General features: G+C 35.3%; 16 protein-coding genes. 13 read left to right on the top strand and 3 right to left on the bottom strand.

Annotated features, from left to right (window positions below; translation table 11 throughout):
- Positions 1-74 precede the first annotated feature (74 nt).
- The 9 genes from ACM6F9_RS21685 to ACM6F9_RS21645 all read left to right on the top strand — a co-directional run bounded on the left by ACM6F9_RS21685 (position 75) and on the right by ACM6F9_RS21645 (position 5,190).
- The gene (locus ACM6F9_RS21685) at positions 75-365 is read left to right on the top strand and encodes a winged helix-turn-helix domain-containing protein (protein ID WP_184560377.1); all 291 of its coding nucleotides are present in this window, start codon (positions 75-77) and stop codon (positions 363-365) included.
- Positions 366-429: 64 nt separating this feature from the next.
- Positions 430-720: a hypothetical protein gene (locus ACM6F9_RS21680; protein ID WP_414847581.1), complete on the top strand. Its 291-nt coding sequence runs from the start codon at positions 430-432 to the stop codon at positions 718-720.
- A gap of 33 nt (positions 721-753) precedes the next feature.
- Positions 754-1,050, top strand: coding sequence for a hypothetical protein (locus tag ACM6F9_RS21675; RefSeq protein ID WP_414847580.1), 297 nt, complete (start codon positions 754-756; stop codon positions 1,048-1,050).
- A gap of 25 nt (positions 1,051-1,075) precedes the next feature.
- On the top strand, positions 1,076-1,561 hold the full coding sequence (locus tag ACM6F9_RS21670) for a Coq4 family protein (RefSeq protein ID WP_414847579.1): 486 nt from the start codon (positions 1,076-1,078) through the stop codon (positions 1,559-1,561).
- A gap of 12 nt (positions 1,562-1,573) precedes the next feature.
- Complete coding sequence (locus tag ACM6F9_RS21665; protein ID WP_414847578.1) at positions 1,574-1,891, top strand: hypothetical protein; 318 nt, start codon at positions 1,574-1,576, stop codon at positions 1,889-1,891.
- A gap of 52 nt (positions 1,892-1,943) precedes the next feature.
- Positions 1,944-3,314: a DUF4153 domain-containing protein gene (locus tag ACM6F9_RS21660; RefSeq protein ID WP_414847577.1), complete on the top strand. Its 1,371-nt coding sequence runs from the start codon at positions 1,944-1,946 to the stop codon at positions 3,312-3,314.
- Between the two features lie 6 nt (positions 3,315-3,320).
- Positions 3,321-4,025, top strand: coding sequence for a DUF1361 domain-containing protein (locus ACM6F9_RS21655; RefSeq protein ID WP_414847576.1), 705 nt, complete (start codon positions 3,321-3,323; stop codon positions 4,023-4,025).
- Between the two features lie 53 nt (positions 4,026-4,078).
- Positions 4,079-4,618 carry a hypothetical protein gene (locus tag ACM6F9_RS21650; RefSeq protein WP_414847575.1) on the top strand — a complete coding sequence of 180 codons (540 nt, stop codon included), beginning with the start codon at positions 4,079-4,081 and terminating at the stop codon, positions 4,616-4,618.
- Between the two features lie 59 nt (positions 4,619-4,677).
- On the top strand, positions 4,678-5,190 hold the full coding sequence (locus ACM6F9_RS21645) for a hypothetical protein (protein ID WP_414847574.1): 513 nt from the start codon (positions 4,678-4,680) through the stop codon (positions 5,188-5,190).
- An 88-nt stretch (positions 5,191-5,278) separates the two neighbouring features.
- Here ACM6F9_RS21645 and ACM6F9_RS21640 read toward each other — a convergent pair whose 3' ends face one another.
- From ACM6F9_RS21640 to ACM6F9_RS21630, 3 genes are all read right to left on the bottom strand, one after another.
- Positions 5,279-6,937: a S8/S53 family peptidase gene (locus ACM6F9_RS21640; protein ID WP_414847573.1), complete on the bottom strand. Its 1,659-nt coding sequence runs from the start codon at positions 6,935-6,937 to the stop codon at positions 5,279-5,281.
- 266 nt (positions 6,938-7,203) lie between these two features.
- The gene (gene dtd, locus ACM6F9_RS21635) at positions 7,204-7,653 is read right to left on the bottom strand and encodes a D-aminoacyl-tRNA deacylase (protein ID WP_414847572.1); all 450 of its coding nucleotides are present in this window, start codon (positions 7,651-7,653) and stop codon (positions 7,204-7,206) included.
- Between the two features lie 8 nt (positions 7,654-7,661).
- Positions 7,662-8,117 carry a hypothetical protein gene (locus ACM6F9_RS21630; RefSeq protein ID WP_414847571.1) on the bottom strand — a complete coding sequence of 152 codons (456 nt, stop codon included), beginning with the start codon at positions 8,115-8,117 and terminating at the stop codon, positions 7,662-7,664.
- 109 nt (positions 8,118-8,226) lie between these two features.
- On the opposite strand from ACM6F9_RS21630, the gene greA reads away from it, so the two are divergent.
- The 4 genes from greA (at position 8,227) to ACM6F9_RS21610 (ending at position 12,466) form a co-directional block, all read left to right on the top strand.
- On the top strand, positions 8,227-8,697 hold the full coding sequence (gene greA, locus ACM6F9_RS21625) for a transcription elongation factor GreA (protein WP_121490200.1): 471 nt from the start codon (positions 8,227-8,229) through the stop codon (positions 8,695-8,697).
- A gap of 57 nt (positions 8,698-8,754) precedes the next feature.
- Complete coding sequence (locus tag ACM6F9_RS21620) at positions 8,755-9,144, top strand: HIT family protein (RefSeq protein ID WP_414847570.1); 390 nt, start codon at positions 8,755-8,757, stop codon at positions 9,142-9,144.
- A 68-nt stretch (positions 9,145-9,212) separates the two neighbouring features.
- Positions 9,213-10,400, top strand: a complete 1,188-nt coding sequence (clpX, locus tag ACM6F9_RS21615; RefSeq protein WP_414847569.1) for an ATP-dependent Clp protease ATP-binding subunit ClpX — start codon at positions 9,213-9,215, stop codon at positions 10,398-10,400.
- A 74-nt stretch (positions 10,401-10,474) separates the two neighbouring features.
- Positions 10,475-12,466, top strand: coding sequence for a T9SS type A sorting domain-containing protein (locus ACM6F9_RS21610; RefSeq protein ID WP_414847568.1), 1,992 nt, complete (start codon positions 10,475-10,477; stop codon positions 12,464-12,466).
- The last annotated feature ends 5 nt before the right edge of the window (positions 12,467-12,471 follow it).

The raw sequence follows: 12,471 nt of genomic DNA, 5'->3' as shown, positions 1-12,471 counted from the left end.
ACCAGCAGAATCAGGAGAATTAAGCATAACTATTGCCTTTAGCAACGGTTGCTAAATAAATAAGATAAAGTAAAATGATCAAAATAAATCAGCTCAACAAAGAATTCGAAAGCCGTGTAAGATTGGGCATTATGTCTGTTCTTATGGTTAACGACTGGGTTGATTTTTCTGAAATGAAAACCTTGCTCGAAATTACAGACGGAAATCTGGCTAGTCATAGCAATGCTCTGGAAAAAGCAGGATATATTGAAGTGAAAAAAGAATTTGTAGGAAAAAAACCTAAAACGTCTTATCGAGTTACACAGAGTGGAAGACAGGCTTTTACCGAGCATCTGGATGCGCTTGAGAAATTATTGGGACGATAGTCCTATATTTTTTTGAAAATTTACTTTGAAATGCAAAGTACTTTATAATTTAAATTTAAATAGAATGATAACACAAAAACAAAAAACAATTGCAATTTATGTCCTTCCATTGGCTTTACTGAGTATCCCACTGCTGGGAAATCTGTTCTCTAAAGAAGTAAACTGGTCAGCCTCAGATTTTCTGATCGCAGGAATTTTACTTTTTGCAACCACTTTTTTTATCAATCTGGTAAGAAGTAAAATCAAAAAGCAAAGTCAGAAAGTGATGATCTGCATTTTCATTATGCTGGCTCTTGTATTGATCTGGCTCGAGCTGGCAGTAGGGATTTTCGGAAGTCCGTTTGCGGGAAGCTAAAATTGGTTTGCTAATTAATTCTAAATAATAATGATGAAAGATTCAGAAATAATAAATCTAGGCAAGGCTGTATTCGGAGTATTTTTTTCAGTGGGAACTCTCTGTCTTTTAGGAGCATTCATTACAAAGAATGACTGGTTTGCCGGAGCAGGCTATTTGTTAATCGTTTTTGGAGTGCCGGTCAACTTATTATGCATACTGGGATTTTTAATAAATGGTATCATCAATACATCAAAATTCAAAGAATGTATGATTGCCATTCTCATTTTGGCAGCCAATATTCCTATCGCATATACTTATGCTTTTATAGGTCTTAGTCTTTTCGATTAATATCCATAAATATATCAATACTATTATGAAAAAAATACGCGTTCAGTTTCTGCTATTTGTATATGATAAAACCCAAAAATTATACAGAAAGTATTTTAAAAAGAAAAAAAGGCAATGGCAGTTCAATGAAAAACAGCTGTTGGAGTTTCAGGAAGATTCTTTAGGCCGAAAGCTAGGAGAGTTTTACAGGAAACACGGTTTCTCAATGATTCCCAAAATGGAAAACCATGATGTACACCATCTTATTACCGGCTGTGGTACCAACTTCGAAGATGAAATCGCCATGCAGTTTCTTCTTTTAGGAAACGGTAAGCTCAATGCACATCTACTGGCAGCAATCGTTTTGGGAACAATTATCCTGCCTGAGTATGTGAAAATTTATATCAAAGCATACAAAAAAGGTCAGAATATGAGAGCCTTTCACAATTGGGACTTTGAAGGACTTCTGTGGCAGAATTTTGATCATGTGAATGATTTTATTCAACAGAAAGAAACGATAGTTCTTCACTAAAAACTAATTGTAATGGGGAAAATGAAATTTAGCCCACTTGGGAAAAGATCATTTATTATTTCTTTTCTGCTGGGAACACTTTTACTGATTGCATTTTGGTTGATAAGAACAGAGTTTTTCATTGAACTCGGATTTTATTATGTATTAGTAACAGCAGTCATTAATATGTTTATTCTTCTACATGAACTGATAATTTATCTTACCGATGTCACAGATCAAAAAGCATCCGGTAATTCAGTTCTCCTTTTGCTTGTCAATATTCCGATTACAGTTTTATACCTCTATATTATGACACAGTTTTCATGGATAGATGAGGTCCTTAAATTTTAATCTTTCACTTTTTTTAAATTTTTAAATCCTTAAATATTAAATAATCAACCTCATGAAAACACATCATTATATATTCACTACAGCCCTTCTCTTCGTTATTGTCTTTTATGATCAGGATGTAGGGCTGAATCTTGGGATTCTGGGAATTGTTTATGCGTTGTTAACGCTTTTTAGAACCCCGGAAAAAAATAGAACGAGGGCACTGTATATTCTTTTTGCGACAAGTGTTTTGTCTAGTATTGCGTTTGCCTGGTTTGGGGATTTTCCATCCTTTATAGCAGTGGCAAGTTCATTGCTTTTATTAGGATACAAATCGAAAAACAGAAGGTTGAAAATTCTCTTTTTAATTCCTGTTTTTATTGTCAATTGCTGTACGTCCTTCTGTCGATTTTTTAGTTTTGATGAATGGCTGCCTAAGAAAAATGTATCCGGATTGTGGCAGAAGACATTTGCTTTTATTTTGATTCCGTTGGTGTTGGTTTCCGTTTTCTTTGGGATTTATTCTGCGGGAAGTAATCATTTTGCGGCTCTTTTCACAGATTATGAGCTGAATCTTAATATTTGGCAACTGTTCTGTCTTTCGGTTTTAGGATTTTTTATTGCTTTTAATTACTGGAATTATGCTGTGGAAAAACTTATCTATAAAAACAATCATTTTTTAGATAACGACTTTAGCAAAGATTCCCGGATTCCAAAAGCTACCTATTCCTTTCTTGATCTTGATGCAGAAAGAATGAGTGGAGTAATCTCTTTTGCCTTATTGAATATTTTACTCATCTTCTTCATTATCACTTATAATTATGAACAGTTTTATGAAGCCGTAAAAACACCCGTTCAGCTTTCCGAAGAAACCCATGAAAGAGTAAATGCTGTGATCATGTCTATTGTGATGGCTATTCTGGTAATCATGTTTTACTTTAAATCCGGATTTAATTTTGATCCCAAAGCAGGATTATTGAAGATATTAGCCAAAATCTGGATTTTCCTCAATGCTATTCTTGTGGTTTCTGCCGCCCTTAAAAACTATGAGTATATCGTGAATTATGCATTTACTTACAAAAGGCTAGGCGTTTTTGCATTTCTTCTTTTATCATTAGTCGGTTTAACTCTGACTTTTATTAAAATTCAAAAACAGAAAAGAAACATTTTTCTTGTCAATACAATGATCTGGTATTTTTACGCAACCATTCTTGTGTGCAGTTATATCAATTGGGGTGGTTTTATTACCTCCCAGAATATGAAAAGAAAAGATTTTGCAGTCAATTATCATTTAACATCCATCAACTTCAGTGAAAAAGCGCTCATGAAATATGCAAATGAAAAAAATGATCAGAAGCTTAAAAAGACCTTACAGGATAAAGTGAAAAATGAAACCTCCAAAACGTTTCTTTCAAAAATTATGTATTATCAAACCATACAATAAAGGATCATGAAAAACTTTGTTGGATCCTCAAGATTTAAAATTAATATATTGTTGATGCTGATGACCGTATTCTGTTTCAGTCTCTCAGCTTTCAGATACTATATCAGTGATACAAAAGTGTTTTTGTTCCTCAACTGGAATCTGTTTCTGGCATGGATACCTTTATTATTAAGTTCTTTCATTCTTGCCTTTAATATCAGAAGCAAAATCTCCCTCATCTTTATTATTATAGTCTGGATATTGTTTTTCCCTAATTCTCCCTATATTCTGACAGATCTTTTTCATCTCAGAGCAAGAAATGCAATCCCGATCTGGTATGATCTCATTGTGATTCTTTCCTATGCTTGGACAGGTTTGATCTGTGGTTTTATAAGCCTTAACGATATCGAAAAACGGCTTTCAGATTATGCTAATAGAAATATCATCAACGGAGTGATTGTATTTTTTCTTTTCATGAGCAGTTTTGGAGTTTATCTCGGCAGATTTCTGAGATGGAACAGCTGGGATGTGCTCAATAATCCTTTTGGCCTCTTCTCGGATATCGTGGTACGGGTGATCTATCCAATGGAATATACCAAAACTTGGGGCGTTACGGTTTTAATGGGGCTGATGCTCAACTTTATGTACTTTACATTCAAATGGGCAGGAACAAATGACGAAAAAGAATTGCAGACGGAAAATAAATCATTAAACGGATTGGAACAATTTTAGCATTTAAATGAGCTCAGCATAATAAATGTTGATCCACTTTTAAAATTAATATTATGAAAAAAAGCTTATTATTAATTCCATTGATTATTATTTCGTGTAAAAAAGAACCCGCTGTTACTTCAGTTCAGGACAAAGATTCTACCATTGTAACGGAAATGCCGGATTCTGTAGTAAAGGCAGATTCTGCAGCATTGAGAAAAAAAGATTCAATTATTAACAATGCTCCAGCCACAAAAGAAGTTCTGCGTAAAGGCGTGATGAGAAATGAAAAAGATGGTCAGATTGTAAGAACGGCAGATGCAAACCAGCTTCCTTTTACCATTGGAGAGCAGTTTACAAAAGATGATCAGGAATTGGTTTTAAAACTAACCCATTACGACCGCCCGAATATCAAAGCAAAAATTTCTACAAAAGAGAAAGATTTTAATATCCGTTTCAATCAGATCAAAGTTCCTAATGGAGACTACGATGGACCTTTCGGAAGAGAAATTACGTATGACACTCCAGGAAAAGGAGAAGTATGGCTTATCATCGGAAAAAGTAACATGGCTTCCGGAAATACCAAGGGAAGTTTTACGGTAAGTATAGAATAAAATAAATCAATTTGGTATAATTTCTGCAAATTATACCCAGAAGTTTAAAATTTAAAATTATGAAAAATATAGTTCTAACAGCAATGGCTGCTTCAGCTGTACTCGTAAGTTGCGGAACCGTACAGTCGCTGGTTCAGAATACATTTCCATACACAACGAATGTTTTGGTGTCTACAGGAGTTCCTGCGGATAAAGAAGTTTCTTCTACAGCAACCGCTACCAATGTACAGACCTGGTTCGGAGGAAATAACAATGCAAAGATTAAAGACGTAAGAATTTCAGATGCAAAAATCTCTGTGGCATCACCATCAGGAGGAAATCTAAGTGCATTCAAAACCGTTAAAATATACGTTTCATCCAATGGAACAGGCGAAAGACTGATAGCATCACGCTCCAATATATCTACCAATTCTTCCAGCATGAATCTGGATCTGAATGATACAGGATATCTGGATGAGATTGTAAAAAGTACAGGATTAACCGTAAGAACAGTTTATGAACTGAAGAACCAAACTTCTTCGGATATGAACATCAAAGTGGCGCTTAATTTTAACAGCGTTCCTGCCAACTAAAACGAATAAAAATTGATAGTAAAAACCCTCTTTCAGATACTGAAAGAGGGTTTGATGTGAAGTAAAATGGTCTAAAAATCTTTTTAAATTATAGTTTTGTCAATTTCTCAACAACTCTTCTCTGGCCTTCATTGATATTAATGATATACTGACCGGTAGGAAGCTGTGAAATATCAATTTTTTCATTCGGCAAAACTGAGTTTTTGATTACAGTACGCCCCTGAAGGTTGATAATCTCTACATCCAGTTTTTTATTTTCATTACTTTGAATAGCAATAGAAGTGCTGGATGGATTAGGATAAATTTTAACTTCTAAAGCAGATAAAGTTTTAACTGGTGCTGCAAATTTACTTTCCAGTTGAATAATAGCATTCTTCACATTAGGAAGAGGACCAATCTTCTGACCCGTCACCGTTCCTCCCTGAGGAATTCCTGTAGAAATTAAAAGATTCTTCATCGCTGAAGGCGTTAAATATTGACCTGTAGTCTGACGATAGAAAGACTGAATCAAAATAGCAGCAGAAGATACTACCGGAGTAGCAGAACTTGTACCACTGAAATAATTATAAGTTCTGTTGTTGTCATTGTCATATTTTGCATAAGATCCATAACCTGCTGCCATAACGCTGCTTCCCCAACCCTGAACATCTACTCTGTTTCCAAAAGTACTGAAACTTAATTTCGAATGGGTTGTGTTGGGAGATCCCGCCCCCACAATGATAGCACCGCTGTTTCCTCTCGCAAGATAGGATGCATAAAAAGGATCATCCAGATTTTGATTTCCATTACCTGCCGCAGCAATGATAATGATTCCTGAATCAGTAGCCGCTTTTGTAAGATCCCAGATTACTTTATCATATTCTGCAGGGCAATACTGACCGTCTTTTCCGCCAGTCTGCATTTCGTATAATATAATATCTCCGGACTGAGATGCATTGATTGATCTGCTCACCGCAGAAGCTCTGTTGTATCCCACAGTTGTCCATTCCATATAGCCTTTTATCTCAGAAGTATTGTAGGCTGCTCCTGTAAGTCCGATATTATCTTTTACCGAACCTAAAATACTTGTCACTGCTGTCCCGTGGTCACGATAATTATTATTAGCTAATCCTGCATTTGGAGAATATCCAGGCTCAAGTTGTATTGAATTTTGATTAGAAAGCATTTCGTGAGTTTTGTAAAAACCATATTCCACATCACGCACACGGATATTTTGTCCCGTAATCCCTCTTGACCAGGCATATTTTGCATTGATTCCTGGGTTATCATTCAAGTAAGTCTGAAGACTTTCTAAGTCAGGAGTCGCTACAAAAGCGTTTACCAAAGGAGGTTCGATGGGTGCAGCGCTCATTACAGACACATATTCTATTTCAGGAAATCTCTCAAGGGTCTGAATGATTTTTTCTGCAGCTCCTGGATTTTGAAGAGGAAGATCAGCCTTATAAATTCTTTTCAGTTTTTCTACAGACTCTCCGGAATTGCCGATAGCTTTACTGCTTCTGGCCATTTCATCAAGTTTGTTGTCTGTGAAATCCAGATCATATTTAAACGAAATTTGATTTTCTCTTGAAAATCTCTCCAGATCAGAATTTCTGCTGAAAGCCATTTTTTCTGAATTAATGCCTTTTGAAAAGCATACATAAATAATTGAATTTTGATCATTAGCCATTTTGGCCTGATTGTCCTGACCAAAAGACATAGAAGAGCAGAACGCAAACAATGCGAGGAGGTTGATTTTTGTTTTCATACGATTTTGTTAAATGGTTGTGAATCAGTTTTGATCTACATCAAAAATAATAATAAAATAAAAACAAATCACATTTTTGTGAATTTATTATTTAAAAATTTCACTTTTTCTTTTATACAGGGGATTTCATCGTTTGTGAATGATAAATCTCACAGATTTTTTTAAGCTTACGAAGTTTAAGAGTAATATATTTTATACGCATCAAGCAAAAAAAATACGTTTCAATCAATTGAAACGTATTGCATTAAGTTGTATTTTTCTCCGGTTTAGCTTTTTGTAATAGAATCCATGACAATAGTGACAGGTCCGTCATTAATCAGGGAAACCTTCATATCAGCTCCGAAAATTCCGCTTTCTGTTTTGAGTCCGGATTTAGCAATTTCTTCTTTAAAATAGTCAAAAAGAGGAACTGCTTTATCTGGTTTTGCTGCTTTTATGAAAGAAGGGCGGTTGCCTTTTTTATAATCTGCAATCAATGTGAACTGGCTGATGCAAAGAATTTCTCCGGAAATATCCTTCACAGAAAGATTCAGTTTATCATCTTCATCGCCAAAGATTCTTAGATTTAAAACCTTCTGTACAAGCCAGTCTGCATCTGTTTTTTCATCATTTTCATCCACACCTACCAGCAGCATTAATCCCTTACCAATTTCACCAACGGTTTTTCCATCCACTTTTACACAGGCTTCAGAGACTCTTTGTATTACGATCTTCATCTTGTATTCTAATAATAAATATTTAAAGTTTTGCTCGGTGCATCATAGCTGTAAGGATAAGTTTTAGGAGGAAGAGACGTTTTAGCCCCTGATTCTGGCTGTCCTGTGCTTAAAATCCATCTTGTATTGTCCTGCGGACATATAATTGCAATATTATCTTTTACCTCAAGAGTGGTGTTATTATCAGGACATATGTGAGGAGCATTCCTGTCATATACCTTAAATCCGTTTGCTGTTCGTACAATAATCAATCCTCTTGTTCCGGCTTGCTGCTCATTCACGTAAATCCAACCATTAATGTTGTTTAAAGCATAGTAGGCAGGCAGGTTTAAATTAAGAGTTACGTTGATGGGCGTATTCGGGAAACAGTTCACAGTATCTTCCCGGCTTCCGCAAGAGTTTATAGTTAAATTATTGAAAATCAATAAAATGAAAATAGATAGGATTGAAAAAGTTTTTTTCATTTCAATTTAAATTTTTATATATTTGTAAAAATAAAACGATTACAACTCGAAAACATTGTCCGGCAAATGTCGGATTATTTTTTTATACTAAAACTAAATTTTGAAAATTATGGCAAGCTATGTAACTAAGGAGGGCCTAGAGAAAATGAAAGCTGAGCTGGAACAGTTGGAAACTGTAGAGAGACCAAAAATTACTCAACAGATCGCAGAAGCAAGAGATAAAGGAGATTTATCGGAAAATGCAGAATACGATGCGGCTAAAGAGGCTCAGGGGATGCTTGAAATGAGAATTTCTAAGCTGAAAGATGTTATCTCGACTTCTAAAATTATAGATGAAAGCCAATTAGATACTTCAAAAGTTTCTATCTTAACGACAGTGAAACTTAAAAATAATGCTACCAAGCAAGAGCAGGTATTTACATTGGTACCGGATAACGAAAGCGACCTGAAGACAGGAAAGATTTCTGTGAATACACCCATCGCAAAAGGTTTGTTAGGAAAAGTTATTGGTGAAACAGCTGAAATTACTTTACCCAACGGAAACAAACTTTCTTTTGAAGTATTAGACATCTCTTTATAGTCTGATACACCTTTCTATTTCTAAACTTCTAAATATCTAACCCAAACTTCTGATAAAATGAGCACTATATTCACAAAAATCATCAATGGCGAGATTCCCTCTTATAAGATTGCAGAAAATGAAAACTTTATCGCTTTCTTAGATGCAATGCCTTTGGTGAAGGGACATACTCTGGTAGTACCCAAAAAAGAAGTGGATTTGATTTTTGATCTTGAAAGTGAAGAATACAAAAACCTTTGGGGATTTGCCCAGGAGGTAGCCAAGAAGATCAAAACTGCAGTTCCATGTGTAAGAGTAGGAGTAGCGGTGGTAGGACTTGAAGTTCCTCATGCACATATCCATCTGATTCCTTTAAATAAGATAGAAGATATGAACTTCAGAAATGAAAGATTAAAATTAACGAACGAAGAATATACAGAGATTCAAAACTCAATTATTAATTCTTAACAATCAGAAAATCGTAAAAAAGTAATTTTTTACGATTTTCTTTAACATATACATATATATATTATCATATGAATTCTAACCAATGTTCTTTCTGTGGCAGAAAAAGAAATGAAGTACAGATGCTGATTTCTGGCCAGAATGGTTTTATTTGCGAAAATTGTATAGAGCAGGCACATGCTATTGTAAAAGACGGCGCATCCAAAACAGGATATTCGCCTGCAGATAGTATGGAGGAGCTTAAAAAGCCAAAAGAGATCAAAGAATTTCTTGATCAGTATGTGATCGGGCAGGATCAGGCCAAAAAACAGCTTTCAATTGCTGTATATAATCACTATAAAAGATTACTCCACGCTAAGGACGAAAACAGAGAGGTGGAGCTTGAAAAGTCGAACATCATCATGATAGGAGAAACGGGAACGGGTAAAACGCTCCTGGCAAAAACCATCGCAAGAGAGCTTAATGTTCCCTTCTGTATTGTAGATGCTACTATTTTAACAGAAGCAGGATATGTGGGAGAAGATGTGGAAAGCATCCTATCCAGATTACTAATGGTAGCTGATTATGATGTAGAAAAAGCAGAGAAAGGAATTGTTTTCATTGATGAGATTGATAAAATTGCAAGAAAATCTGATAATCCAAGTATTACAAGAGACGTTTCCGGAGAAGGAGTACAGCAGGGATTACTGAAATTGCTGGAAGGAAGTATCGTAAATGTTCCGCCGCAGGGAGGAAGAAAACATCCGGATCAGAAATATATTCAGGTAAATACTCAGAATATATTGTTTATTGCGGGTGGAGCTTTTGACGGGATCAAAGAGATTATCGAAAGAAGAATGAACAAGCAGGCGATAGGTTTCAGCTCTGAAAAAATCAACAAAACAGACGAAGACGAATATATATTAACAAATATTAATGCAATTGACCTTCGTACTTTCGGATTAATTCCGGAACTTTTAGGAAGATTTCCAATCATTACTTACCTCGATAAACTCACGAAAGAGACGCTTGTAAGAATTATGAAAGAACCTAAAAATTCAATCGTGAATCAATTTGTGGAACTTTTCAAGATGGATGGCACAGATTTGGTAATAACGGATGGAGCAATCGAGAGAATTGTAGAGGAAACTATTGAGAAAGGATTAGGTGCCAGAGGGCTTCGAGGTACCACCGAAAAAGTTCTAGAAGACTACATGTTTTCAATAGGAGAGGACAAGGAGATCATATTGACTGAAGATAATGTTTTGATTAATAGGTAAAAATATTTTTTTTTCTGAAAAAAAAGAATACCTTTGCAGTTAAAGATTGTATTAACACACAAATAATTTATACAATGAGAAAAAGTTTATTTGCTATAGGTCTTTTAGCAATTAGTTATTCTGTTCAGGCGCAGATACTATGTCATGTTGACACTAATGCTAATATGTATGTGAGTGAAGGCACCCTAGTTTATAGTGGTGGAGGTGTACAAACAAAAGGTAATGGTCTTTTGGATGTACATGGAAATATAATGGTTGTAGGATCTGGTTCAGATGCTTTTAAAACAATTGATGCTGCCGGTACAGCTGATAAAACTGACGGTGGTAATATTATTTTAAGGCTTAATACTCCTGGTACCTTTGCTAGTTCTACATATGGTCAGTTGTTCATCGACGGAATTTCCCAGTCTAACATTACAGGTATTGTAACAAAAGAATACAGAACTGCTAGTAATGGTAGTGGTAATTACTTCCAGCAAGTTGCATTGCCTTTCTCTGGTAAAGCTTTCAATTCATTATCTACTGAACTTGGTAAAACGTTCAATACTACTAGAAATGGAACTAACGCTAACCCGATTCTGAAATGGGATAATATGAATGCTGTTGGTATTACTACTTTGAATTTAGCTCCTACTTCAACTACTTGGGATCCTTCAGGTTATTATATGCTGAGAGTTAAAAATGATGACTGGAATCCAAGTACTCCTGCAGGTGCAGCGCCGGTATTCAATATTAATGGGAAACCATATGCACCATATGCTAGTGCTTTAACATTACAAAACGCAGGGAAATCTAACTTAGGTACCTCTAATGTAGTGTTCGGAACTAATGGTAATAGTACAAACCAATACAATGAGAAGTACAATACTTATCTTGATGACGGTTTTGAATTTACTACAACCCCATGGGCTGGAACATTTGCGCAGAATATGTATCAATTCGGAAACCCTTTCCTTACCAATATCGATTTAGCTAGTATTGGGTATACTGAAGCTGGTACAACAACTGACGGAAATGCTGTGAAAAATATCTGGGGTGTTGAATATAACCCAGGTACAGTAGTAACTCTTTCAAATGGCTCTACTTACGCTACAGGTTCTAAGGTAGTTACTTTCTTCCCTACAGGTGATGGAGTTGCTCCAGTTGTTGGTGACGTAGATTTGGTAGTAGTAAAACCTATGCAGTCGTTTAAAATAAAGTTAAGAAATAATACACTTCAGACTTTAAACTTTAATACACTGAGAAGATTCAAATCAACAGCAAGAACTTCAGGTACTGATTATAATGTGAATGCTGCTAAAATGGCTAATGGCAAGACAGCAAGCAATTCAATAAAACAACTTGGTGTAATCGGATTAGATGCTAATGGAAAAGAACTTTCCAGAACATATTATGTTGTATCTCCTGGATTAACAACAGGTCACCAGATTTCTGCTGCAACTTCAGTTCAGTCTTCAGCCGGTACAAATCTTATCGGTACTTATGAAGAAGCATTGAACGGTGGATATGATACTAACAACCAAAACTATTGGTTGTATATTAACGAAGCAAATGAGAATAACTTCCAGGGTAAGAATGTTAAGCTAATGAGCTATTACGACCAAGTGAAGTCTTATAAATTCGAAATCAGAGAAAATGCTGAGTTAATTCCAGCAGGTGCACACCAGTTATCTTCAGGAATTGGTTTCTATTACAAAGCAGAAAATGGTAATTTAATAGAAGCTAAGCAAGGAGACGTTGTTCCTGTAACAAACGCAGAAGCTAATCTTTATTATGGAGAACCAAGTAATCTTACTTTAGGTACAGGTAAAACAACTCAAGGTGTTTCTAAAACACTTGTAGTTTACGATCCATCAATTACAAATTATATTGTTAGATTTGATCCAAACTGGAAAAAGGCAGACATTCAAGTTTATGATATGAGCGGTAAACTAGTAATCTCTAAAAAAGCGGTTGAAACATCCAGAGATTTTGTAATCGAGCTAGATGGCTCAGTTAAAAATTCATATGTTGTAAAAATCGTTTCTGATAAGGGAGAAACTGTTAACACTAAAATCTTAAAATAAACCAC

The sequence above is a fragment of the Chryseobacterium sp. IT-36CA2 genome, from assembly GCF_949767875.1.
Lineage (GTDB): Bacteria > Bacteroidota > Bacteroidia > Flavobacteriales > Weeksellaceae > Chryseobacterium.
This window is presented reverse-complemented; position numbering and strand designations above follow the sequence as displayed.

Excerpts from the sequence above, each read along its gene's own strand:
- ACM6F9_RS21685 (WP_184560377.1), top strand. The coding sequence starts at position 75 with ATGATCAAAATAAATCAGCTCAACAAAGAATTCGAAAGCCGTGTAAGA.
- ACM6F9_RS21680 (WP_414847581.1), top strand. The coding sequence starts at position 430 with ATGATAACACAAAAACAAAAAACAATTGCAATTTATGTCCTTCCATTG.
- ACM6F9_RS21675 (WP_414847580.1), top strand. The coding sequence starts at position 754 with ATGAAAGATTCAGAAATAATAAATCTAGGCAAGGCTGTATTCGGAGTA.
- ACM6F9_RS21670 (WP_414847579.1), top strand. The coding sequence starts at position 1,076 with ATGAAAAAAATACGCGTTCAGTTTCTGCTATTTGTATATGATAAAACC.
- ACM6F9_RS21665 (WP_414847578.1), top strand. The coding sequence starts at position 1,574 with ATGGGGAAAATGAAATTTAGCCCACTTGGGAAAAGATCATTTATTATT.
- ACM6F9_RS21660 (WP_414847577.1), top strand. The coding sequence starts at position 1,944 with ATGAAAACACATCATTATATATTCACTACAGCCCTTCTCTTCGTTATT.
- ACM6F9_RS21655 (WP_414847576.1), top strand. The coding sequence starts at position 3,321 with ATGAAAAACTTTGTTGGATCCTCAAGATTTAAAATTAATATATTGTTG.
- ACM6F9_RS21650 (WP_414847575.1), top strand. The coding sequence starts at position 4,079 with ATGAAAAAAAGCTTATTATTAATTCCATTGATTATTATTTCGTGTAAA.
- ACM6F9_RS21645 (WP_414847574.1), top strand. The coding sequence starts at position 4,678 with ATGAAAAATATAGTTCTAACAGCAATGGCTGCTTCAGCTGTACTCGTA.
- ACM6F9_RS21640 (WP_414847573.1), bottom strand. The coding sequence starts at position 6,937 with ATGAAAACAAAAATCAACCTCCTCGCATTGTTTGCGTTCTGCTCTTCT.
- dtd (WP_414847572.1), bottom strand. The coding sequence starts at position 7,653 with ATGAAGATCGTAATACAAAGAGTCTCTGAAGCCTGTGTAAAAGTGGAT.
- ACM6F9_RS21630 (WP_414847571.1), bottom strand. The coding sequence starts at position 8,117 with ATGAAAAAAACTTTTTCAATCCTATCTATTTTCATTTTATTGATTTTC.
- greA (WP_121490200.1), top strand. The coding sequence starts at position 8,227 with ATGGCAAGCTATGTAACTAAGGAGGGCCTAGAGAAAATGAAAGCTGAG.
- ACM6F9_RS21620 (WP_414847570.1), top strand. The coding sequence starts at position 8,755 with ATGAGCACTATATTCACAAAAATCATCAATGGCGAGATTCCCTCTTAT.
- clpX (WP_414847569.1), top strand. The coding sequence starts at position 9,213 with ATGAATTCTAACCAATGTTCTTTCTGTGGCAGAAAAAGAAATGAAGTA.
- ACM6F9_RS21610 (WP_414847568.1), top strand. The coding sequence starts at position 10,475 with ATGAGAAAAAGTTTATTTGCTATAGGTCTTTTAGCAATTAGTTATTCT.